The sequence below is a fragment of the Bacillus sp. DX3.1 genome, from assembly GCF_030292155.1.
Lineage (GTDB): Bacteria > Bacillota > Bacilli > Bacillales > Bacillaceae_G > Bacillus_A.
Genome location: NZ_CP128153.1, coordinates 2717771 through 2739361, shown reverse-complemented (window position 1 = coordinate 2739361; position 21591 = coordinate 2717771). Strand labels below are relative to the sequence as shown.

The following is a 21591-nucleotide window of genomic DNA, read 5'->3' as shown; positions in this document are numbered from 1 at the left end:
AAGAGCTCTATATATTCCGCTATAAAGCTCTTCTATGTTGCGCCATTCGAATGGGCAAGGCATTGTCACATATTTTATACTCAGAAACTTAGGGCACTTTACAGTGTTCTTTTTTTATTGAACAAAATGGACATTTGAGTGAATAGAAAATATTCCGTATATTCCACATGTCACAGTGGGAAGAAATGCTGATAAAATAGCGACCGTGAAAATTCCTAGTTTAACCACTAAATTTTCTTATAAAGTTGAAAAGATTAGTGTCGAACGAATTGGAGAAAACGGTGAATCAATTATAGAATTTGAAGTTGAATTGAAAGCATAAAAGGAGATACCATTTGGTATCTCCTTTTATGTTGATTTGGAAAATGTATATATGCTACAATGAAAAAATGACCATTAGTTAAATTTTAGTTTTTATTCAATAACTATCCATAATAATTATAACAAATTATTATTATGTTTGTCAAACTTTTGGTCATATAATGAAAAACTTCTTTCAGTGAAGTTGTTTTTCTAAGCTATTGCCTCAAAATATTGAGGATCAGGATGAATTTATGGTGATAAGGAGTGGCGATATGGAGAAGACAGGGCAAGAGTGGCAGAAGGAACAACACCGAGTAGAAGAAGTTGTCGGGAAAATTGAACGGCATATTGATACACTTGAACAAAATATAAGTGTGGGAAAAGCGGATGTTGTCCAGATTCGAAAACACTTTTGGGATGATGTGACAGTAAACTTTGATAATGCTGAAGAGGCTACTGAAACTGCAGCAAGCATAAAGCAACAGGTGGAATTACTATCAGAACGAGAACGAAGTCATCGTCATGCTCACAATCAAGTTACAGGATTAAAAAGACTACAGCAATCACCATATTTCGGAAGAATTGATTTTTTAGAAGACGGTGAAAAAAGTGAGGATTCCATTTATCTTGGTATTCACTCTTTTTATGATGAAAGTACAGAACAATTTCTTGTTTATGACTGGCGAGCTCCTATATCTAGCTTGTACTATGATTATTCAGTAGGGCGAGCGAATTATAAGGCACCAAATGAGACGATTTCAGGAGAAATGACATTAAAAAGACAGTATGTTATTCGAAATGGTGAAATTATAAGCATGTTTGATACAGGCGTTACAATTGGAGATACTTTGTTACAAGAAGTGTTAGGAAACAATGCGAATACGCAAATGAAAAGTATTGTTTCTACTATTCAAAAAGAACAAAATCAAATTATTCGTAACGAAAAGAGTCGTTTACTTGTTGTGCAAGGGGCAGCTGGGAGTGGGAAAACTTCTGCTGCATTGCAGCGTGTCGCTTATTTATTGTATCGTTACCGAGATACAATACATGCCGATCAAATCGTTCTTTTTTCACCTAACGCCATGTTTAATAGTTATGTTTCCACTGTATTACCAGAACTTGGAGAAGATAATATGAAACAAACGACATTCCAAGAATATTTGGAGCGTCATATTGATAAGAAATTCGAATTAGAAGATCCGTTTACACAAATGGAGTATATACTGACAGGAATGGAAGAACAAGGATATAACACACGTTTAAAAGGTATTCGCTACAAAGCAAGTGCGGCTTTTATTCAAGTGGTAGATCATTATGTGGCTTACTTAAAACAGGATGGCATGCTGTTTAAAGATATTAAATTTAGAGGGAAAGTATTGATTTCTAAGGAACAAATGAAAGAACAATTTTATGATTTTGATGCTTCGATACGGATTCCAAATCGAATAAAGTTAATTTCTGAATGGTTGTTAAAAGAGTTGAAGAAACAAGAGAAAATAGAGCGGAAAAAACTTTGGGTGGAAGAAGAAGTACAGCTATTGGATAAAGAAACATATGCAAAGGTTCATCAAAAATTACAGCAACAGCAAGAATATTCGGATGGTACATTTGATGATTTTGAACGAGAACAAAACATGCTAGCGGCTATCGTTGTAAAAGAATACTTTAAGCCACTTCGAAAACGTGTAAAAAAACTCCAATTTATAAACACACCAGCACTGTATTTACAATTATATAAAGATCCGCAGTTTGCTGAGCAGTTTATAGAAAAGAATAACTTACCACAAGGCTGGAAAGAGATTTGTAAAGAAACCGTAGAGAAGATTCAACAGTTTCAAATGCCTTTCGAAGACGCAACGCCTTATTTGTATATGAAAGACCAGCTGGAAGAACTACAAAGGAACACATCTGTTCAGCACATATTTATTGATGAAGCACAAGATTACTCTACATTTCAATATGCGTTTTTAAAACGATTGTTTCCACATAGTAAAATGACGATACTAGGTGATTTTAATCAAACAATTTATATGCATGCGGCGGAAAATGAGTTTTCACAGCTATGTACCTTGTTTGGAGAAGAATTGAGTGAAAGAATTGTTCTAACACGTAGTTATCGTTCTACAAAACAAATTATAAACTTTACGAAGCAGTTAATCAAAGATGGAAATGAGATTGAACCTTTTCAACGTGATGGAAAACAGCCTACTATAACGGAAGTGAAAGGGAAAGAGGAACTTCATAAAAAGATTGTGAAGCAGATTGAGCAATTTCAAGAAGACGGTCATAGAACAATTGCGGTGATTTGTAAAACAGCAGAAGAAAGTGAAAGAGCTTTTCATATTTTACAACAAACTTTACAGGTACGTCTTATAAAAAAAGAAACAAGTTCGTTTGATACAGGTATTCTGATTATCCCTTCCTATTTAGCGAAAGGGGTAGAGTTTGACGCGGTTATCATCTATGATGCTTCAAAGAAACAATATGGTAGAGAAAGTGAGCGAAAACTGTTTTATACAGCTTGTACACGTGCGATGCATGAATTGTATATCTACACTGTAGGAGAAATGAATCTGTTTCTAATGTCTGCTTCTCCAGACACATATTTGCTTCATAAAAAAAATATAAAATAAAGAGTGACACTATGTGCAAATTCGTTGTATATTCAAAAATTATTTGAATGTCATACACGGGTCGGAAGTTAAGTTGAAAAGGCTGGCAGTTTGAACAGGTACCATATCAAACTGCCAGCCTTTTATATAACCAAAGGTTTATCCCGCATTAACGGGCAGTAAGACCTCCACCTGGGGTACCGTCAGGAAAATGCGGATTTACAACGCTAAGCAAATTTTCCTGACGATTTGAAGTTTTACTAATATGGCAATATTAAATTTAGAGAATTGTAAGGAGATCACAATGAAAATAAATCAATTAATTGCGAACAATATTAACAAATTAGATGCAGCACTTCCAACTGATCAATCGTTAGGCATTGCTGGTTTATCTGGATCTGGTAAAACAACTTTTTGTCAGACAATTGGTGAAGAGTCTAAGAAACGTCTCGTTTCATTATTGCCAAAGGCTGAATATCAGTATTTATTTCCTGATATTATGGAAACAAATTTCAGTGCCATTAATATGGAAGAAATGCCTTTAGTGCTTTTTCTTGGAAGATCATCAATTTCTTCTAATCCACGTTCAACAATTGGCACGCATACTGGCGTATTTACAGAGATTCGTGTAAGACTCGCTGAAAAATACGATCTTTCTCCAGAAGTCTTTTCATTTAATAATGAATTAGGCTGGTGTCCTAAGTGTAAAGGCCGCGGTACTAATAAAAATGTTGAATGTTCTAAGTGTAATGGAAGGCGTTATAACGAGGAAGTTGAGCAATATACAATCGATTTATTTGGTAAACCGCATAGTATATCAGAAATTAACAACTTAAGTATTGAAACTATTCTTTCCCTATCAGAAGATTTAAATATTAGTGAAGAAAAACAGCATATACTTAAAAACATTATCAATATGAATATGGGTTACTTAACATTAAACAGAATTATGGGTACATTGTCTGGTGGAGAATTAACTCGACTTTACCTGGCAGAATTCATGGCTGTAAGTGAAAATACTGTCATTATCATTGATGAAATATCAGTCGGTATTGATCACGAAACATTACTTAAAATTTTAGAACAAATTAAACAATTAGGCAATAAGAATCAAATTTGGCTTATTGACCATTCTGACACAGTGCTCGATACAACAGATGACCAAGTATTCTTTGGACCTGGCAGTGGTAAATATGGCGGAAAAATCGTGGATGAATCACCGCGTCCAAAACCAGTTCACTTAGAACGAAATGAGGAAGAGCCAACAGATTACTATCAATTTTATGATTTATATTGCCGTAATATTCAAATAGCTGAAATTAAAATACCAAAAAATAGACTTGTAACCATTACCGGAGAGTCTGGATGTGGTAAATCTACACTTGTCAACGAATGTATTGCCAAAGATTTTCAGAAGCAATACAAAAACGATAAACTTGTTATGGTTGGACAAGATCGAAACCAATCCATTACGAGTCGGTCAACTGTTGCGACTTTTCTTGATATTAAAAAGAAAATCACAAAATATAGTGAAGCAATTGATGATATTTTCGATCGCTCAATTGAAGATATCATTGATGAACTTCCAAATGAAGATATCGCACATAAGCGTTTGAGCTTATTGATCAAACTTGGACTAGGTTATTTGACTTTAAATAGAAAAACGCAAACATTATCGACTGGTGAATTTCAATGTGTGCATTTAGTCTCGGAACTGTTTGCAAATTCTAGAAATCCTAATACACTTTTCATTTTTGACGAACCTTCAAAAGGTTTATCACAAAATATTTTAAATCAATTCATTGATAGTATCAGGGACATTCTACAAGATGAATCAGTTTCAATCATGATGATTGAACATAATTCCTATATGATGGAAAGTTCTGATTTTATCGTTGATTTTGGTAAAAGAAAGAATGAACCTGTCACGCATCTTGATGTTGTTAGTCATCATGAATATTATGAGACTAAAAATAGGGAAGATATCGCGCTACCATCGCCTATTTCATCTACACTCAAATCACAAAATGGCATTACGTATTTAAAAGAAAGTCATATCGCCTATTTTAAAAATGCAGAAAATGTCTATAAAGGCGGTATTTTAAAAAGCTTATCATCAATAGCCCGTTTGATTTATGGTGAATACGATTCTAATACAATTGCACCTGTCATTGCCATTGATCTTGAAAGACATTTGTATAGTCAATATAGTTTCCTTTATGAAATTGGTGGCATGATTAACTATATTATAGCGTCGCATCCGACCAATAAAGATACGAGAGGCTTTGATTTCTTTTCTAAGGACAATCATTGTCCATCATGCTCAGGACGTCTTGAGATTGAAATATTTGATAAAGATCTTGCGATTCAGGACAAAAATCTTCCATTCTGGGATGGTCTATTCTATCCAGAAGTAATGGAAGTATTAAAATTTTATCAATACCCAAAATTAGAATTTCTATTTGAAGAAATTAAGAATGAGCTTGGTCATGACCTGACGAAAAGCTATAATGAGATGTCAGATGAAGAAAAGCATACATTTTGGTACGGGTATTTTGAAAAGTCATTTTATGATAAGAAAGGCAAGGCACGTAGAACATGGGTAGGTTTTAATACCATCGTTGGTGGGTATATTTTCGTTTCAAAATCAATTATTAAAGAGCAAATTAAAGCTTCTAAAGAAAGGATTACATGTCCAATTTGTGAGGGTACTGTTTTAAACCACCATAAACCGCTTAAATTTGGAGACACAGATATTCGTGAAATTATCAATCAGCCGATTGACCAAGTATTGAAAATAGTAGGTGATTTACCTGCACTCATCAAACTGAAATCTATTGTAGGTGGCGATATGATTTTGACAGAAGATGTCTCTTTACTGCCTAGAAAAACACAAGTCTCACTGAAAATGTTTGAATTAGAACAAGCAAGCTTTACGGGTTATGAAATGGTATTACAAAATGTCTTACCATTCTGGGATACAATTAAGGGCAATATCGAATCCATTAGCAACAATAATCAAGTGACCATCTGTGATTTTCCTAATATCAATGAAACAAGAGAAACCATCATAGATAAGTATTTCACAAATGGAAAATACAAAAAACTAACATATGTTTATGAAGCATTTGGTTACAAAAAATTAGTTACCCAAATTAATAAAATTAAAAAAAGCCATCCATGTCCATTCTGTAAAGGAAAGAAAGTTATATCAGAAGATAATCTGCATGATGGCGTGTTCAAATTAACAATTCCATGTGTAAGTTGTTATGCAAGTGGCATCAATGATGATGGTCTTAAGGAGCTTGTTGAAGGCATACAAGTAAAAACATGGTTAACTGGAACAGTAAGTGATGTTGTTGCTGAAAGCTTAAATATTGAGGCTGTTGCAGATATTCCAATTTTCAATCGTATTCGTGAGTTAAATAAAAGCGATATGATGGCGGTTTATCAATGCCTTGAGCAAAATAATTAAATTAGAATTATTAAAAAAAGCCATATTTTAAAACAAAGCTAGATGTCAGCTAGCGATAGAAAACTCATTTGCAATAATAAATTGCAAATGAGTTTTTATGCTATTCTGAAGTGGAGCTTGTTGGTTTAAAAGAATATTAAAAGTGCCAATTTAGATAGACAAAAGAACGGAGAAAATCTACTTATTATCTAAGCACGCCAATCAAAGCGAAAGTCTTTAGGAATGCTTTCAATCTATCGTATAAAAGCTTTAATAAAAGGAATGGAAATTCCCAATATATAAAAATGTTATTCAACAATCGGGCGCTTTTATGAAGTAACTAAAGCCTAATTTCTCACTTACCACTCCTTTGTTTTTGCAGACTATATTATTTTTCATAAGGATCATTATATTAGTGTGAACCTTCAGCCATATAAACTAAAAGTTTTTCTATTTTGACGATTGTTTGCCCATTCACAGAAGCATGACCTTTGCCAAGGATAAAACCACGTTTGTTCCGTACAATTTCATAATATAAATCTAATCGATCGCCAGGATTAGCATCTCCTACAAATTCTACACCATCTATGGAAGATAGAAAGCCTAAACCAGTTGATTCATTGCTACCAACAAAGGCTCCAAGTTGTGCAAGCGCTTCAACGATTAACGTGTGAGGCATTGTTTTTTGAAATTCATTGATGAACCATTCGTTAGTTGTGATGTGTTTATAACCTTTTACTGATTTTCCATCTTCAATATCTGTGATTCCATCAATCATTAAAAAGGGATATCGATGGGGAAGCGTATCTTTAATATTTGTTGTGTTCATGTGAACCTCCTAATTAAAATTAAGCATGTAATTTCCAAGCAGGAATAAGTGAATCAAATTTGAACGAGTAACTTAAGAAAATATGAAAAATAATGTAATAGATGAGTGTTAATCCGTATGTAGATAGCCAAAGTATACCATCCCACTCAAGAAAAGAAAGCAACAAAGTGATTCCAATTGGAAAAGGGATCACAATAATTAGCCACATAGGAGAATTCATTTTTTCAGTAAGAGCACCTGCTGGGACAACTGCAAGACCAATGAGAAAAGGCTGCCACCATTGTAAACGATTGAACAATGTGTAATCAGATAAAAAAAAGCCAAACCAGTTACGAATACGGCAATTATGAAACTACTCCAATATATAATCGAAATCAATCCTTTCTATTATATATAAATCCATTTTGATTTTTCGACATATAGCCGCGGCTATGGATAACAAAAGGTCACCTGCACTCGTTTTCTCTCTTTGTTTTCGCTTGGCATGGGCAGGAAAAGGATCCGACCGCTTCTATGCATAAACGGATGCTCTCTCCCGCCTAAAAAGAAGGGTTTTATGTAGGTTTTTTAATTTGTATTTATCCCGCATTAACGGGCAGTAAGACGCCCACCTCAAGATTCAGAGAGAAACAAAGAAGATAGGTGGGGGATAACTGCCCGTAAAAGCCCGATTGGTTCAACTAATAATCAGTGGGAGATGAAGAAAACTCCCACTGATTAAAGTTTCACTTTATATAAAATAATCCCCTACTAAAAATGAGCAGGGGAGTGTAGTTAATTTCTGACTAAAGCAGCTGCATCTTCATGAGAAAAAATACCGCTATTTTTAATGTTTTCAACAACTTGTTGTAGTACTTTTTTATCTTGGACAAGTGCGATACGAACAAAGCCCTCACCATGTGGTCCAAAGGCATGACCTGGTGTCACAACAACATTTGCACGGTCCATTAACGCATAAGCGAAATCTAATGAAGTCCATCCCTTTGGAATTTCAGCCCAAACGAACATACTCCCAGCTGGCTTTTCAACACACCAACCGAAAGAAGCGAAGCCATCAACTAAAGTATCTCTTCGTTCTTGATAGATAGTACGATTTTTCTCGCAAGATTCAGCACCGTGACGTAGGGCAACGGCTGCTGCCTTTTGAATGGGTAAGAACACGCCATAATCCGTGTTTGATTTAAATTGTGCTAATGCTCCTACAATTTCTTCATTTCCAATCATATAACCAATGCGGCTCCCGGCTAAGCTATAGCTTTTGGATAAAGAATTAATCTCAACACCAACTTCTTTTGCGCCTGGAACAGACAAGAAGCTAATTGGTTTTTTACCATCATAATAAAATTCTGCATAAGCGAAATCGTGAACAACGATGATGTTATGTTGTTTTGCAAAAGAGATGACCTCTTTGAAAAAATCTTCATGTGCCATCGCTGGGACTGGATTTCCAGGGAAGTTTAATATCATCATTTTTGCTTGATCGGCGATTTCTTGAGGAATCGCCTGTAAATCAGGCAGAAAGTCATTTTCTTTTTTTAAAGGCATGAAATAAGATTCAGCGCCTGCCATTTGAATCCCAGTTTCATACGCTGTATACCCAGGGTCAGGGACTAATATGAGATCCCCTGGATCTGCGAATACCATTGGTAAATGAACGAGTCCATCCTGCGACCCCATTAATAATAAAACTTCACGGTTTGCATCTAATATAACGTTGTGATTGTTGTTATAATATTCAGTTACTGCTTCGTGAAAATCTTGAATCCCTGTTAACGTATATCCATAGTTTTCTTTTCCACTTGCTGTATGTACTAAGGCTTCTCTTACAAAATCAGCAGGAGGCATGTCAGGATTACCGATACTTAAATCAATCATTTCGTGACCTGCTGCAATTTTTTCTTTTTTATAGGTTGCTAATTCACTAAATATAGAAGATTGAAATGCTTTCATTCGTACTGCTAACGTGTAATTCATCAAAAATCCCTCCTAAACAACTGTGTTTTCATTCTTTTATTATTCTGAAAACACATAATTATATCTTACCACTTTTTACCGAGAATATAAAACTATGTTTTCAATCAATTACTTTGTATATTGTCTTTTTCAATTGTCATATATAAGTGTAAACATTATTGTGTAAATGATAAAAGAGAGGGGATGCTAAAAAAGTATGAATTTTATGAAGTGGTAAAGGAGTGCTTAAGATGAAACAGGTTCCGATTGGCGTATCGAATCGACACATCCATGTGACAACAGAAGATTTAGAAAAACTATTTGGAGATGGATACGAGCTAACGCTTGCGAAAGAACTTTCACAACCGGGAGAATTTGCAGCAGTGGAAACCGTTATAATCAAGACAGAGAAATCAGAAATTCAAAAAGTACGTATTCTCGGACCAGTACGTAAATTTACACAAGTTGAGATTTCTAAAACAGATGCACGTCATCTTGGCATTGATGCTCCAATCCGTTCGTCTGGCAATATTAATGGAACTCCTGGGATAACGGTCATCGGTCCAAAAGGAGCAATTGAAATTGAAAAAGGTGTTATTATTGCGGAACGGCATATACATATGACAACGAAAGATGCTGAACAATTTGGCGTACAAGATGGTCAATATGTAAATGTGAAAGTTGAAGGAGAAAGAGCGCTTATTTTTCAGCAAGTATTAATAAGAGTGAGAGACTCATACGCACTAGATATGCATATTGATACGGATGAGGCTAATGCTGCAAATATTAAAACAGGTGATAAGGGTGAATTAATAAGATAAAGTGAGGCTTTTTATTAGGAAAAAACTTAGTTACCATTTGAAAACAACCATCTCTATTAAAGAGATGGTTGTTACATGTTTGCAGATTGTGAAGGCTGCTTATCTACTTGTTTTTGCCCAGTTAGGGATGTGAATATAATGAACAATGAAATGACACCGAAAATTAGTACCATATATCGTAATCCGATTGTATCTAAGAAAAAACCAGTTCCAAGTAATACGATTTGGAACATCACTCGTTCAAACATATTGCGGAATGAGAAAAGACGTCCATGATAGCTTTTTTCAATTTTTGTTTGGAATATTGTCGACATAACAGGGAAGAAACAACCGACACTAAACCCAAACATACCGAAAGATACGAGTGCCATCCACTTTACATCACTGAAAAATAGTGAAAGATGAGCAAAAGCAGTACAGAATGCGAAGATATGCAGCAATTTTTCAGGTGAAATATAATTTGATAAACGTTTAATTACGAAAGCCCCAAGCATAAAGGCTATACCTTCAATTGTATAAATAAATCCTTTAATCGTTGGATCATGCTGCATTTCGCTAATATTAATAACCATTAGATTAAAACCGCCAATGAATAGAAGAGGAATGATACTTAAAATAAGTGCACGAAACGCGATAGGAATCCCTTTTAAAATACGGAATACTTCCATAAAACTGTTGTCTTTAGATGTTTGCTCGTTAGATGTGGTTGGTTTTTGGTCTTCAAATTTTAGGAAAAAAGTAGATAAAAATAACAGCGCGTATGCAGCCATTGAGAAAGCGTACATATACTGTAAACTCATTACTACAAGAAGGACACCACCTAATGAAGTACCAGCAATACGAGCGATTGTTCCGATGTTCATATGCACACCATTCATTTGTAATAGTTCATGCTCCCGAACGATAAGGGGAATGACAGATTGTAATGCTGGAAAATAAAAAGCCGCCGAAATTTGAATGGCGATCATAAAGGCAATCATAAAAGAGATACTTTCATATTGAATAGCCAGGAACATAAAAATAACACTTACGACACGGCCGAACCCAGCATAGAGAAGTACTTTCTTTTTTTCATATTGGTCAATTACCCGGCCTGCCATCGGACCAACAAGAACCCCAGCCAATAGTCCGATAAACATAATGACAGATTTCATAAAATCAGAAGGAACATGCTGCTGCATAAATTCAAGGTTACCTAGTATACCAAGCCATAAACCTAAGCCAGCAATAAATTCACCACTTAGGATAATCCAAACATTTTTATTACGCCACATAATAAAACCTCTCAGTCTGCTAAATTAGGGGAAAATCGTATAACAAATCCTCCTTTATGTATATATTTTTAATGCTGCTATTTTTTAGAGTCAGAGTCTATATTACGTGTTTCAATGTAGAAACTCAATCTTTTTGATTTGGATAAATCTGTGTTTTATAAGGTGCGAAATTTAAACATCCATTTTAGAAAATATAGTGAAATGAAGTTATACTTACCTAGAGGAGGAATGATCATGATACAGCAATTTTTCAAGAAAATGTTGGGTCAGTTTTTACAAAGGCATGAAGAGGAAATATTAGGGAAAGTTTGTTTTTGGATTGTATACTATTTCATAAAAACGCCTAGATATGTTGTAAATCATAGTGATGATTCACCTTGGAAATATAGTGGGAGATTAATAAATACGAACCAATCTCATGAAGAACACATGTATAATACGATAGAAGATTTTTTAAATGAATATAGTGGAGAAACGAGAGGGAGTTCTTGTTCAGGAATAGGTCTTTTTCATATTAAAATAGAAGAAAGTATACGTGAAAAGTGTTTGCATATCATTTATTCTAATTATCTTAATTCTTTTGTTAAGCAACACTCATTATTATGTAAAGAGATGTTGATAGAAGTTGGGGCAAATGAAACTGAAATTGAATCGGCAGATTATGAAACGGTGATGGTTTATGATTGTGGAGAAATAGAGGAGTATCTTTATGTTTTAGAAGATAGAATAATAAATCAGCTATTTACATATTCGATGTCCTATATTATTTATAAATATAATGGAGAAGTTCGAGCATTCATTGAGGGAGAAGAAAGAAAACGAAATGCTGAGGCGAAAGCGTTTCGCTTAGAACAGCAATATGCACATGATTTATGGGATAGAATCCAAAAGGAATACAAATTAAAATGTCGAAAAAATTTGTCTCGAGTCGAAACAAGACAATATAAAGTGTTTCAAAAATTTTTGATAGAAATCGGTATTACACCAATAGAGCAGGCATTGCTCGGAAAACATCTTTCTCATGCTTTTTCAAATTCAGTACAACAACAGCTGATGAATATTTCGAAAGAAGTGTACCACTGATAGAATGTTCGCTTAAAATCATGCTCATTCACGAAGCAGGAATTTTCTACTTTTTGCTGAAAAGACAATGTATGAATACATGTAGAAAGAAGATGATGTGGAATGAGTAATGAAGAACTTGTAACGAAGCAATTCGGTAATAATGCCGAAAAATATGTAAAGAGTCAAATTCATGCAAAAGGTCAGGATTTGCAGCACTTGGTCCAACAAGTTAAAAACAATAAGAATGATCGACTTCTAGATGTTGCGACGGGCGGAGGTCATGTTGCAAATACGTTAGCTTCATTATTTAAAAGTGTTGTTGCCCTTGATTTAACTGAGAATATGTTAGAAAAAGCAAAAGAATTCATCATTTCAAATGGACATGAGAATGTTTCATTTGTGGCAGGGAATGCAGAAGCTTTACCGTTTCCGGATGCATCATTTGATACGGTTGTTTGCCGCATCGCTGCGCATCATTTTCCAAACGCACCTCAGTTTATTCATGAGGTGCACCGGACATTAGAAGAGAAGGGCCTGTTTGTATTAATTGATAATGTTTCACCAGAAGATACAGAATATGATACGTTTTATAATTTTATTGAAAAGAAACGAGATCCGAGTCATCACCGAGCACTTAAGAAAACAGAATGGATTTCATTATTAGAAAAGAACGGTTTGCAAATGCAATCTTGTCTTACATTTGAGAAACAATTCAATTTTGATTGGTGGTGCGATATGATGGATGTACCACTACAAACGCGTTCAAAGCTAACGGATTGTATGATGAAAACGTCAAAGGAAATGCAGGAGTTTTTCAAAATTCACATTGAAAATAAAAAGGTAGAATCGTTTTACACAGAGATGGCATTATTTGTTTGTCGAAAAAGCTCAACATTTAAACGATAATTTGCTTGCAGTCCTATTTTTGTCCGCTATACTTATTACAGGAATAATATGTAGTAAGGAGTAAGTTTATTATGATTCGTGTACGTATTGAAGGAACTGAAAATGAGATTGGTGAATTTTTGGAGAACATGCCGGAAGTTCCTGGATATGAAAAAACGCATGTTCGAGAACCAAGAAAAGGAAACAATCCAAAATATACAACAAGTAAGAACGTATTAGCATATCTTTCCTATAAAAAGATGGAAGCCGCCAATAAATAAGGCGGCTTTTTTGCTATATACGATTTCACACTCTTGTCTTATTTACCATACTAATAATTATAAGAAAATGATTATGAGAGGGAGACAAGTGAATAAAAAATAATCTTTTTCGGTAATTTTGGTATTGATTTTAGCTACAGTGTCTTTAAAAAGGAGTTCATGAGCACAACGCTGAAACCTGATTATCCTTAGATGTAAGCTACTTGCATCTGAAAGTGTATTTAGATAAGGGAGATCCATTAAACATATGAAGTATAACTTAATGATAAAAGTAACATAACTAATGGTAAGCAATGATTTGTTCTTATCATTAGTTACAGTTTTCAAAAATTAAGGAGGAAATTTCATGTCATTTATATGGTCTTTAATCGTAGGTGGTATTTTAGGATGGTTGGCAAGTTTAATTACAGGAAGAGATGTACCAGGTGGTGTCATTGGAAACATTATTGCTGGTATTATCGGTTCTTGGATCGGTACGTCATTACTTGGTAATTTCGGTCCAATTATTGGAGGGTATGCCATTGTTCCCGCATTAATTGGTGCCATTATTTTAATCTTTATTGTCAGCTTTTTGCTACGTGCGATGAGAAAATAGTATGTAGGGGGCTGTTTACTATTGTAAGTGGTCCTTTTTGTATTATTTACTTTAATCTGTTATGCTACTCGTATACAATCAGGAGGTGTTAGCATTGAAAACATTTACAGTAAACTTCCATCAAGAAGACAATGCAAAAGCAACAACAGTACATAAGTTAAGTGAAGAGGATTTCAACAAAGCGACAGAAAAAGGAACGCGTCATTTATTTGATTTAGATACAAATGTAGGTTTCTTTGTATTTTTTGATGCAGAAGATGCAGAGGGAAATGAACAATACTTAATGTTACAATATGAAGGTGAACAAGAAGAACCAAGTGCTTGCTACGGCTTTGATTTAAAACTATACTATCAATTTTTAGCACTATACTTAAATGATCTTGAATACCAAGGTGAAACGGATGAAGAAGAGGAAGAATATGGTCCAATTCATCATTTAGCTCACTTACTGTATCATATCGTTGAAGATGGAAAACAGATTGAAGCGTAAAATACATAGAGTAAAGCTGTCCTTTAAAGGGACAGCTTTTTTGTTCTGTGCTGTTCTAGCGAATGAACGAAGATAGTTTGAGCAATACCACCGAATAATAAAAATAATGCACAAATGGTAAATAAAAAGCCACCACTAAAATGATTTAATATAACAGCTCCTACAGCTGGCCCGCATGTTCGGGAAATATCCCAGTGGATTCCGTAAATAGAAAAGTAGCGTCCGCGCATATGATTAGGAGCCATTTCTGCAACAAATCGCAGTAAATGGTTTAAGGCAATACTTTCACCAATTGTTAAGAGAAACAATGTGAAAAATAGTGTCCATAATGTATTGGAATAGCCGTATCCAATTGCTGCAAACGTATAACAAATATATGAGATGATGATTATTTTAGGCATAGAAAAACGTTCTGACCATTTGACAAGCCCAACTTGTAGTATAATCTCCATCACAGCTTTACAAGTTGAGATGAATGTGAAAACGAATAGGAAATTTGGGAAAATATCTTCTGCAAATACACGATAATTCGTTTCGGTTTGGGCATAGAAGAAACTAATAGGAAGAGTAGATACCATAAGACCAAATACAGCATAATGCCTTAAAATGAACTGCTTCCATGTAATTGACTGTGCACCATGTTCACTTGTTTGAATGGTTGGAGCTGTTTCCGGAAGCTGTGTCCAGACGAGAATAGCATAGAGAACGAGAGTAACTGCTTGAAGTATAAATAGGAATTCAGGATGATTTTCATAAAAAAAGTAACCGATTAACGGGCCGATCACTGTACCAATAGCACCTACTGTTTGAATAAGAGCGAAGACTTCTGCTTGTTTTTCATGCTCCGTTATATCTGCAATTTGAGCACGTTGCGCAGGGATATAAAGAGAACGGCCAATACCGTTTATTACATATAACAAAGCAAATAAGGGAACTGATTCAGCAAATACAAACCCTCCCATTGCAATTGCTTGCAGGCATAGTCCTATTAACATAATGCTCTTTCTGCCATATCGATCGGTCACGCCACCAGCGAATAGTGTAAAAATAATATCAGTAAGTGGCTGTAATCCGAAAAGAAGCATCGTGAGTATAACGTTTCCTTCTAAAGCTTTATTGACGTATACAATAAAGATGATAGCTAACATGGCACCCGTTGTACTCGTTAATAATTCACCAAATAATCGAATCAAAATGAGCTTGTTATACCGTTTCATAAGACGATTCATGAATTTCCTCCTTTCTATATTGAAATTTTAAAATGGAAGCAACATTTGAAAAAGGGTAGAATGAAAGGAAGAAATTTTTCATCTTTTAGAGGGGGATATGTATGGTCATTATGGAGCAGTACATACAATTGTGGCTCCAGTATGCAAAAGGGAGAACACGCGGGGAGAAAATAGAGATAGCATTACAAAATATATCTGAAACATTGTTTTGTACAGATCGTAATAGCAAATTTATTATAAAGAAATTAGAAGAGGCGGGCTGGATTTATTGGTATCCAGGTCGGGGGAGAGGAAATCGATCTAAGATAGCATTTCAACAAGACCCCATCACTCTAATTTTAGAAAAGGGGAAAGAGATAACGAAACAAGGAGATGTAAAGGGTGGAAAAACATTCGTTGAACAATATAGCTCATATTTTCCACAACTGATAAAACAATTCAAAGCATGGATAGACTCAATCTTTGGTTATCAAGTTGAAATAACTTCTCAAGGAAGACAAGATGTGCTTCGTTTACAAGTTGAAATGAATCTGATTATTCATTCGGATCCCGTATATGCAACATTACGTTCAGAATGTCATATGGTGAAACATTTATATGATACGCTTGTATATGTGAACGAAAATACAAATAAAATAGAGCCTCGCCTTGCATTTTACTGGGAATGTAATCGTGACCGAAAAGTATGGACGTTTTATTTGAGAAAAGGGGTTCGATTTCATAATGACAAAGCCTTTACCGCACATGATGTTTACTACACCTTTCAGCGGTTTATGAGTACAAAGGATAATCCTTATTTGTGGATGCTGCAACACGTTGAAACAATACATATTGTAAATGAATATACAATGGAGATTCATTTACATACAGAAAATGAATTATTATTACATATTTTAGGCGGAGAACGGTGTTCTATTGTAACGGCAGATGAGGAAAACAAGCTAATAGGAACGGGACCATTTAAACGGAGTGAAAATAATGATTCCATTTTTGTCTTAGAAGCACATGACTCGTATTTTCGTGAACGCCCATTCCTTGATCGGATTGAATTATGGAATGTACTTGAAAGCAGTGATGCATACGACGTTTTAATGAGAGCACAAAATAAGGAAACAGAGAGTCGTCACAAAGATCTTTCTAAATTAGAAGCCAATGTAACGTATGTTACGCTAAATACAAAAAAACAAGGACCTTTACAGGATATTGAATTCCGGCAAGCGTTATATCAAATTATTCATAGTAAGAAAATGATGGATGAGTTAGAGGGAGAACGCGGTGAAGCAGCAAATGAATTGCTGTTAGGGAATAGCTCTCCTATGAGGATGGAAGAGAATATTAATTATTTCATGCAAAAGAGCAAATATAACGGTGAAATATTATATTTGTATACGTTTAAGGAACAGGATCATGTTGAAGATTCACATTGGATTCAAAGAGAATGTGCAAAATATGGGGTTACAATTGAAATAAAGTTTCTTGATGCGCAGGAATTATTACAGATTGAAACGATAAAACAAGCAGATATCATTCATGATAGCGCTACAATAAGTGAGCAGATAGAACTAAGTTTTCTGTACATGTTTCTTTCAAAAAATAGTTTTATATATCAACATAGTCTTATTGATTTTAATGAACAATTAACTACATTCTTTGCCGAACCTAGTATGGAAAAACGGATTACACTGTTACGTGCTGTGGAAGACACATTGTTACGTAATATTCATATCATTCCTTTATATCGGAATAAACAGCAGATACGTACACATGAAAAAATACAAAATATAATGATTAATTCGCAAGGCTGGATTGATTTTTATAATATATGGTTTAAGCCCTAGTATATAGGGATAAGATAAAGGTTCTTTCGGTTTGTAATGAAAATCGAAAGGACCTTTTTGTATGGAATCAAATTCTGATTTTGAACGCTGTTGCGCATATTTTTATAAGTGCCCATTTACAACGTAACAGTGTTATGTTACATTGTTATCAGAAAGGAGTGTTATGCAATTGAGTACGGATTTGATTTCAAAAAAAGATTTATTGGAACTGACTGGTATTTCATATGGGCAGCTATATAGGTGGAAAAGAAAGAATTTAATACCGGAAGATTGGTTTGTGAGAAAATCAACTTTTACAGGACAAGAAACATTTTTTCCAAAAGAAAAGATATTAGAGCGTATTGATAAAATTCAAACGATGAAAGAGGATTTATCACTTGATGAATTAGCGAATATGTTTTCGCCGAGTGTAACAGAAATTTGTTTATCGAAAGAAGATATGTTACGAAAAGGAATTGCCTCAGAATCGGTTATACAGTTTTTTATAGAACAAACGAATAAAGCCGTGGAATTTCAATTTGTTGATATTCTCTATTTGTACATTTTAGAGGAACTGCTTCAATCCGGAGAAATTAGTTTAGAAGAAGGAAAGATGGTGCTACAGGTTTTACATGAGCACTACGAAAAAATGAAACAAAAGAATAGTGAGTTAGTGGTGATTCGTAAACTAGGTATTTCGACTTGTTTCTTAGTTTCAAATGTTGATGACTTGTTTTTTGAAAAAGGTACGAAGGTTGTTGTACGTATAACAATCATGAACTATACAGAAGCATTAAAAACAAAGCTGTTATAGTGGGGGAAAAATAATGCGAACAGAAAATTTAATTATAAATGGTTACGGTTCTTCCAATGGTGGAGAGTTCCATAAAGTACAGTTAAATGGAAGAGGAACTGTTAATGGAAATATCGATTGCGATGATTTTGAATGCAATGGATCAGGTAATGTAAATGGTGATTTAAAAAGTGAACGTACAAGAATTAGTGGCTCTGGAAAAGTTGATGGGAAAGTAAACACTGAAAACATGCGAATTGATGGGAAAGCAACGATTACAAGGGATGTAAGTGCTAGTAATATGAAGATTTCTGGTAAAGGGACAATTGGTGGCACACTGACTGGAGAAGAATTGAAGGTTCGCGGGCAAGCGACTATAGATGGTAACTGCGAAGTGGATGTCTTTTCGTCACAAGGGCAGTTTACAATCGGTGGCTTACTGAGCGCGGATGAAATTGATATTGATATTCATGGTACATGTAGAGCGAAAGAAATAGGGGGACAAACGATTAAAGTAAGGCAGAGATTGTCTGCATTTAGTAGGCTCTTTAAAACAATGTTTGGATCACATTTAGAGGCTGAACTATTAGAAGGTGACAATATTGATATTGATCATGTGCAAATCAATACAGTAAGAGGTAACAATGTTACAGTTGGGCCAAATTGTGAGATCGGACTCATTGAATATACGGGAGTTCTTCATGTCGATAAAAATGCAAAAGTAAAAGAAATTCAGCAAGTTTAATTTTTTATGGAGAGAGGAATGGATATGGAAAAGCGGCATAGTCTTACTTTGAATGGCTCTGGTAGTTCATCAGGCGGAACTTATAATAAGGTGAAAATTCGAGGCGAAGGAACAATTTCAAATCACGTTAGTTGTAATGAATTTAAAACATACGGAACAAGTGATGTTCGTGGTGATATAACAGCAAACTCGTATATTGTGTATGGAGATAGTGAAGTACAAGGCAGTTTAAATGCTGAGTATGTGAAAGTATATGGTAATACACAAGTACAGAATGATTGTCACATAAACAAAACAAAAATTCGAGGAATGTTTGAAGTTAATGGAAAACTATCTGGAAATTATGTAGATATCAAAGGCGGCCTTACAGTAAAAGAAGATATTGAGGTAGAAGAGTTTCTACTAAGTGGTGGGCTTGAAAGTGAAGGTTTACTGAACGGCGGAAAAATTGATATCACATTAAAATATGAAGGAAGTAAAGTGAAAGAAATTGGCGGAGAGAAGATTACTGTACGAAAAAAATCTGCATTCATTCCTTTTACAAATCATGCTGGTGAGCTTCATACAACAAGTATAGAAGGCGATGATATTTACTTAGAATATACGAAAGCAGATACTGTTAGAGGTAACAATGTTACGATTGGACCTGGGTGTGAAATCAGTGTCGTTGAATATCATACTAGTTTTAAGCAAAAAGGAACATCGATTGTGAAAGAACATAAACAAATTTAGTTGTAAAAGGGAGAGTAAACCATATGGTTGCAAAGGATAGTAAACTCGGCTTTGTTGTCGCTGGTTTATTACTTGGAATATTGATGGCATCAATGGATAACACGATTGTCGTAACAGCTATGGGAACAATTGTTGGTGATCTAGGTGGATTAGAAAATTTCGTTTGGGTTGTTTCTGCATATATGGTAGCAGAAATGGCGGGTATGCCGATTTTTGGGAAATTATCTGACATGTACGGACGAAAGCGATTCTTTATTTTCGGTTTAATTGTGTTTATGATTGGATCAGCGCTTTGTGGTACAGCGGAAAACATTACACAGTTAGGCATTTACCGTGCGATTCAAGGGATTGGTGGGGGAGCGCTCGTACCAATTGCTTTTACAATTGTTTTTGATATATTCCCTCCAGAAAAACGTGGAAAAATGGGTGGATTGTTTGGGGCAGTCTTCGGATTATCCAGTATTTTTGGACCATTACTTGGTGCATATATTACAGATTATATTAGTTGGCACTGGGTATTTTATATTAATTTACCTCTCGGGATTTTAGCGCTTATTTTGATCGTGTTCTTTTATAAAGAATCAAGAGTGCATCAAAAACAAAAAATTGATTGGTTTGGGGCAATTACATTAGTCGGAGCAGTGGTTTGTTTAATGTTTGCTTTAGAAATGGGTGGACAAAAATATGATTGGGATTCTAACTTTATTTTAAGTCTATTTGCAGCCTTTGCTATTTTAATTTTTATGTTTATTTTTATTGAAAGAAAAGCAGAAGAACCCATCATTTCATTTAAAATGTTTAAACAGCGCTTATTCACCACGAGTACAATTGTTGCTTTATTTTACGGAGCTGCTTTTATGTCAGCGACCGTATATATTCCACTCTTCATTCAAGGTGTATACGGAGGATCTGCTACAAACTCAGGACTTTTATTATTACCGATGATGCTTGGTTCAGTTGTAACAGCGCAGTTAGGCGGTTTTTTAACTTCAAAGCTAAGCTACCGTAATATCATGATTATATCAGCTGTGATCATGCTTGGTGGATTGTTCTTGTTAAGCACATTAACGCCTGAAACGAGTCGTGTATGGTTAACGATTTATATGATTATTATTGGTTTAGGTGTTGGTTTCTCATTCTCCGTATTAAGTATGGCGGCGATTCATAACTTTGGTATGAATCAACGTGGATCGGCAACATCAACAAGTAATTTTATTCGCTCATTAGGGATGACACTTGGCATTACAATCTTTGGTATGATTCAACGAACAGGTTTTCAAGATCAATTAGAAGAAGCATTTAAAGGTATGGGAGGCGGATTAAGTAGTAACTCTCTCAGTGATTCAAGAGCTATTCTTTCAGAAGGAGCACGTTCTCAAATTCCATCTCAAATATTAGATAAAATTATTGAAGCACTCTCTAGTTCAATCGTCTATACTTTCATGTGGGCATTAGCTCCAGCTGGGCTGGCATTCGTATTTATTTTCTTTATGGGGAATGAAAGAATGGTATACAAGAAGGAACAGAAAGAAGCGCCAGGTGAAACATCAAAGGCATAGAATATGAAAAAGCTCCTTTCCTAATTGGACTCTACCCCGAATCGTGGACACTTAAAAAAAGTCCATGACTCGGGGTTTTTGTGTGTTTTTTCACCTATTTCCTCATTATAATGTAAACAATGATAAAAGTGAGGTACGGGAAATGAGTAAAATT

At 34.8% G+C, this 21591-nt stretch carries 17 protein-coding genes and 1 pseudogene; 13 read left to right on the top strand and 5 right to left on the bottom strand.

Going from position 1 to position 21591, the window contains the following annotated elements; translation table 11 throughout:
* The first annotated feature begins 575 nt into the window (after window positions 1-575).
* On the top strand, window positions 576-2936 hold the full coding sequence (gene helD, locus QRE67_RS13465; protein ID WP_286120671.1) for an RNA polymerase recycling motor HelD: 2361 nt from the start codon (window positions 576-578) through the stop codon (window positions 2934-2936).
* A 283-nt stretch (window positions 2937-3219) separates the two neighbouring features.
* Window positions 3220-6390, top strand: a complete 3171-nt coding sequence (locus QRE67_RS13460) for an ATP-binding cassette domain-containing protein (RefSeq protein ID WP_286120670.1) — start codon at window positions 3220-3222, stop codon at window positions 6388-6390.
* A gap of 391 nt (window positions 6391-6781) precedes the next feature.
* On the opposite strand, the gene QRE67_RS13455 is transcribed toward QRE67_RS13460, so the two are convergent.
* The 3 genes from QRE67_RS13455 to QRE67_RS13445 form a co-directional block, all read right to left on the bottom strand.
* On the bottom strand, window positions 6782-7198 hold the full coding sequence (locus QRE67_RS13455; protein ID WP_286120669.1) for a 3-hydroxyacyl-ACP dehydratase FabZ family protein: 417 nt from the start codon (window positions 7196-7198) through the stop codon (window positions 6782-6784).
* Between the two features lie 19 nt (window positions 7199-7217).
* Window positions 7218-7496 carry a hypothetical protein gene (locus QRE67_RS13450; protein WP_286120668.1) on the bottom strand — a complete coding sequence of 93 codons (279 nt, stop codon included), beginning with the start codon at window positions 7494-7496 and terminating at the stop codon, window positions 7218-7220.
* A gap of 476 nt (window positions 7497-7972) precedes the next feature.
* Window positions 7973-9172: an LL-diaminopimelate aminotransferase gene (locus QRE67_RS13445; protein WP_286120667.1), complete on the bottom strand. Its 1200-nt coding sequence runs from the start codon at window positions 9170-9172 to the stop codon at window positions 7973-7975.
* 230 nt (window positions 9173-9402) lie between these two features.
* Between QRE67_RS13445 and pduL the strand changes: the two genes are divergently transcribed.
* Window positions 9403-9972 (top strand): phosphate propanoyltransferase, encoded by a 570-nt coding sequence (gene pduL / locus QRE67_RS13440; protein WP_286120666.1) that lies wholly within the window; start codon window positions 9403-9405, stop codon window positions 9970-9972.
* Window positions 9973-10043: 71 nt separating this feature from the next.
* Here the strand turns inward: pduL and QRE67_RS13435 are convergent, their stop codons facing one another.
* Window positions 10044-11246, bottom strand: a complete 1203-nt coding sequence (locus QRE67_RS13435) for an MFS transporter (RefSeq protein WP_286120665.1) — start codon at window positions 11244-11246, stop codon at window positions 10044-10046.
* A 234-nt stretch (window positions 11247-11480) separates the two neighbouring features.
* Here QRE67_RS13435 and QRE67_RS13430 point away from each other — a divergent pair, with 234 nt between their 5' ends.
* From QRE67_RS13430 to QRE67_RS13410, 5 genes are all read left to right on the top strand, one after another.
* A complete protein-coding gene (locus QRE67_RS13430) occupies window positions 11481-12329 on the top strand; it encodes a hypothetical protein (RefSeq protein ID WP_286120664.1) in 849 nt (282 codons plus the stop codon).
* Between the two features lie 102 nt (window positions 12330-12431).
* The gene (locus QRE67_RS13425; protein WP_286120663.1) at window positions 12432-13217 is read left to right on the top strand and encodes a class I SAM-dependent methyltransferase; all 786 of its coding nucleotides are present in this window, start codon (window positions 12432-12434) and stop codon (window positions 13215-13217) included.
* A gap of 71 nt (window positions 13218-13288) precedes the next feature.
* Window positions 13289-13477 (top strand): DUF3970 family protein, encoded by a 189-nt coding sequence (locus QRE67_RS13420; protein WP_286120662.1) that lies wholly within the window; start codon window positions 13289-13291, stop codon window positions 13475-13477.
* A 346-nt stretch (window positions 13478-13823) separates the two neighbouring features.
* Complete coding sequence (locus QRE67_RS13415; protein WP_286120661.1) at window positions 13824-14072, top strand: GlsB/YeaQ/YmgE family stress response membrane protein; 249 nt, start codon at window positions 13824-13826, stop codon at window positions 14070-14072.
* 94 nt (window positions 14073-14166) lie between these two features.
* Entirely contained in the window at window positions 14167-14562 is a 396-nt protein-coding gene (locus QRE67_RS13410) for a cytosolic protein (protein WP_286120660.1), read from the top strand.
* Between the two features lie 23 nt (window positions 14563-14585).
* On the opposite strand, the gene QRE67_RS13405 is transcribed toward QRE67_RS13410, so the two are convergent.
* Window positions 14586-15791: an MDR family MFS transporter gene (locus QRE67_RS13405; protein ID WP_286120659.1), complete on the bottom strand. Its 1206-nt coding sequence runs from the start codon at window positions 15789-15791 to the stop codon at window positions 14586-14588.
* Window positions 15792-15851: 60 nt separating this feature from the next.
* Here QRE67_RS13405 and QRE67_RS13400 point away from each other — a divergent pair.
* The 5 genes and pseudogenes from QRE67_RS13400 to QRE67_RS13380 all read left to right on the top strand — a co-directional run bounded on the left by QRE67_RS13400 (window position 15852) and on the right by QRE67_RS13380 (window position 21437).
* A pseudogene (locus QRE67_RS13400) lies at window positions 15852-17629 on the top strand (SgrR family transcriptional regulator).
* 169 nt (window positions 17630-17798) lie between these two features.
* Window positions 17799-18422, top strand: coding sequence for a YhbD family protein (locus tag QRE67_RS13395; RefSeq protein WP_286120657.1), 624 nt, complete (start codon window positions 17799-17801; stop codon window positions 18420-18422).
* Between the two features lie 10 nt (window positions 18423-18432).
* Entirely contained in the window at window positions 18433-19146 is a 714-nt protein-coding gene (locus QRE67_RS13390) for a polymer-forming cytoskeletal protein (protein ID WP_483298703.1), read from the top strand.
* Window positions 19147-19170: 24 nt separating this feature from the next.
* The gene (locus QRE67_RS13385; RefSeq protein ID WP_286120655.1) at window positions 19171-19878 is read left to right on the top strand and encodes a cytoplasmic protein; all 708 of its coding nucleotides are present in this window, start codon (window positions 19171-19173) and stop codon (window positions 19876-19878) included.
* A gap of 23 nt (window positions 19879-19901) precedes the next feature.
* Entirely contained in the window at window positions 19902-21437 is a 1536-nt protein-coding gene (locus QRE67_RS13380; protein WP_286120654.1) for an MDR family MFS transporter, read from the top strand.
* Window positions 21438-21591: the final 154 nt, after the last annotated feature.

What these genes read in the sequence shown, in the direction of transcription:
- helD (WP_286120671.1), top strand. Translation starts at nt 576, where the DNA reads ATGGAGAAGACAGGGCAAGAGTGGCAGAAGGAACAACACCGAGTAGAA.
- QRE67_RS13460 (WP_286120670.1), top strand. Translation starts at nt 3,220, where the DNA reads ATGAAAATAAATCAATTAATTGCGAACAATATTAACAAATTAGATGCA.
- QRE67_RS13455 (WP_286120669.1), bottom strand. Translation starts at nt 7,198, where the DNA reads ATGAACACAACAAATATTAAAGATACGCTTCCCCATCGATATCCCTTT.
- QRE67_RS13445 (WP_286120667.1), bottom strand. Translation starts at nt 9,172, where the DNA reads ATGAATTACACGTTAGCAGTACGAATGAAAGCATTTCAATCTTCTATA.
- pduL (WP_286120666.1), top strand. Translation starts at nt 9,403, where the DNA reads ATGAAACAGGTTCCGATTGGCGTATCGAATCGACACATCCATGTGACA.
- QRE67_RS13435 (WP_286120665.1), bottom strand. Translation starts at nt 11,246, where the DNA reads ATGTGGCGTAATAAAAATGTTTGGATTATCCTAAGTGGTGAATTTATT.
- QRE67_RS13430 (WP_286120664.1), top strand. Translation starts at nt 11,481, where the DNA reads ATGATACAGCAATTTTTCAAGAAAATGTTGGGTCAGTTTTTACAAAGG.
- QRE67_RS13425 (WP_286120663.1), top strand. Translation starts at nt 12,432, where the DNA reads ATGAGTAATGAAGAACTTGTAACGAAGCAATTCGGTAATAATGCCGAA.
- QRE67_RS13420 (WP_286120662.1), top strand. Translation starts at nt 13,289, where the DNA reads ATGATTCGTGTACGTATTGAAGGAACTGAAAATGAGATTGGTGAATTT.
- QRE67_RS13415 (WP_286120661.1), top strand. Translation starts at nt 13,824, where the DNA reads ATGTCATTTATATGGTCTTTAATCGTAGGTGGTATTTTAGGATGGTTG.
- QRE67_RS13405 (WP_286120659.1), bottom strand. Translation starts at nt 15,791, where the DNA reads ATGAATCGTCTTATGAAACGGTATAACAAGCTCATTTTGATTCGATTA.
- QRE67_RS13385 (WP_286120655.1), top strand. Translation starts at nt 19,171, where the DNA reads ATGGAAAAGCGGCATAGTCTTACTTTGAATGGCTCTGGTAGTTCATCA.
- QRE67_RS13380 (WP_286120654.1), top strand. Translation starts at nt 19,902, where the DNA reads ATGGTTGCAAAGGATAGTAAACTCGGCTTTGTTGTCGCTGGTTTATTA.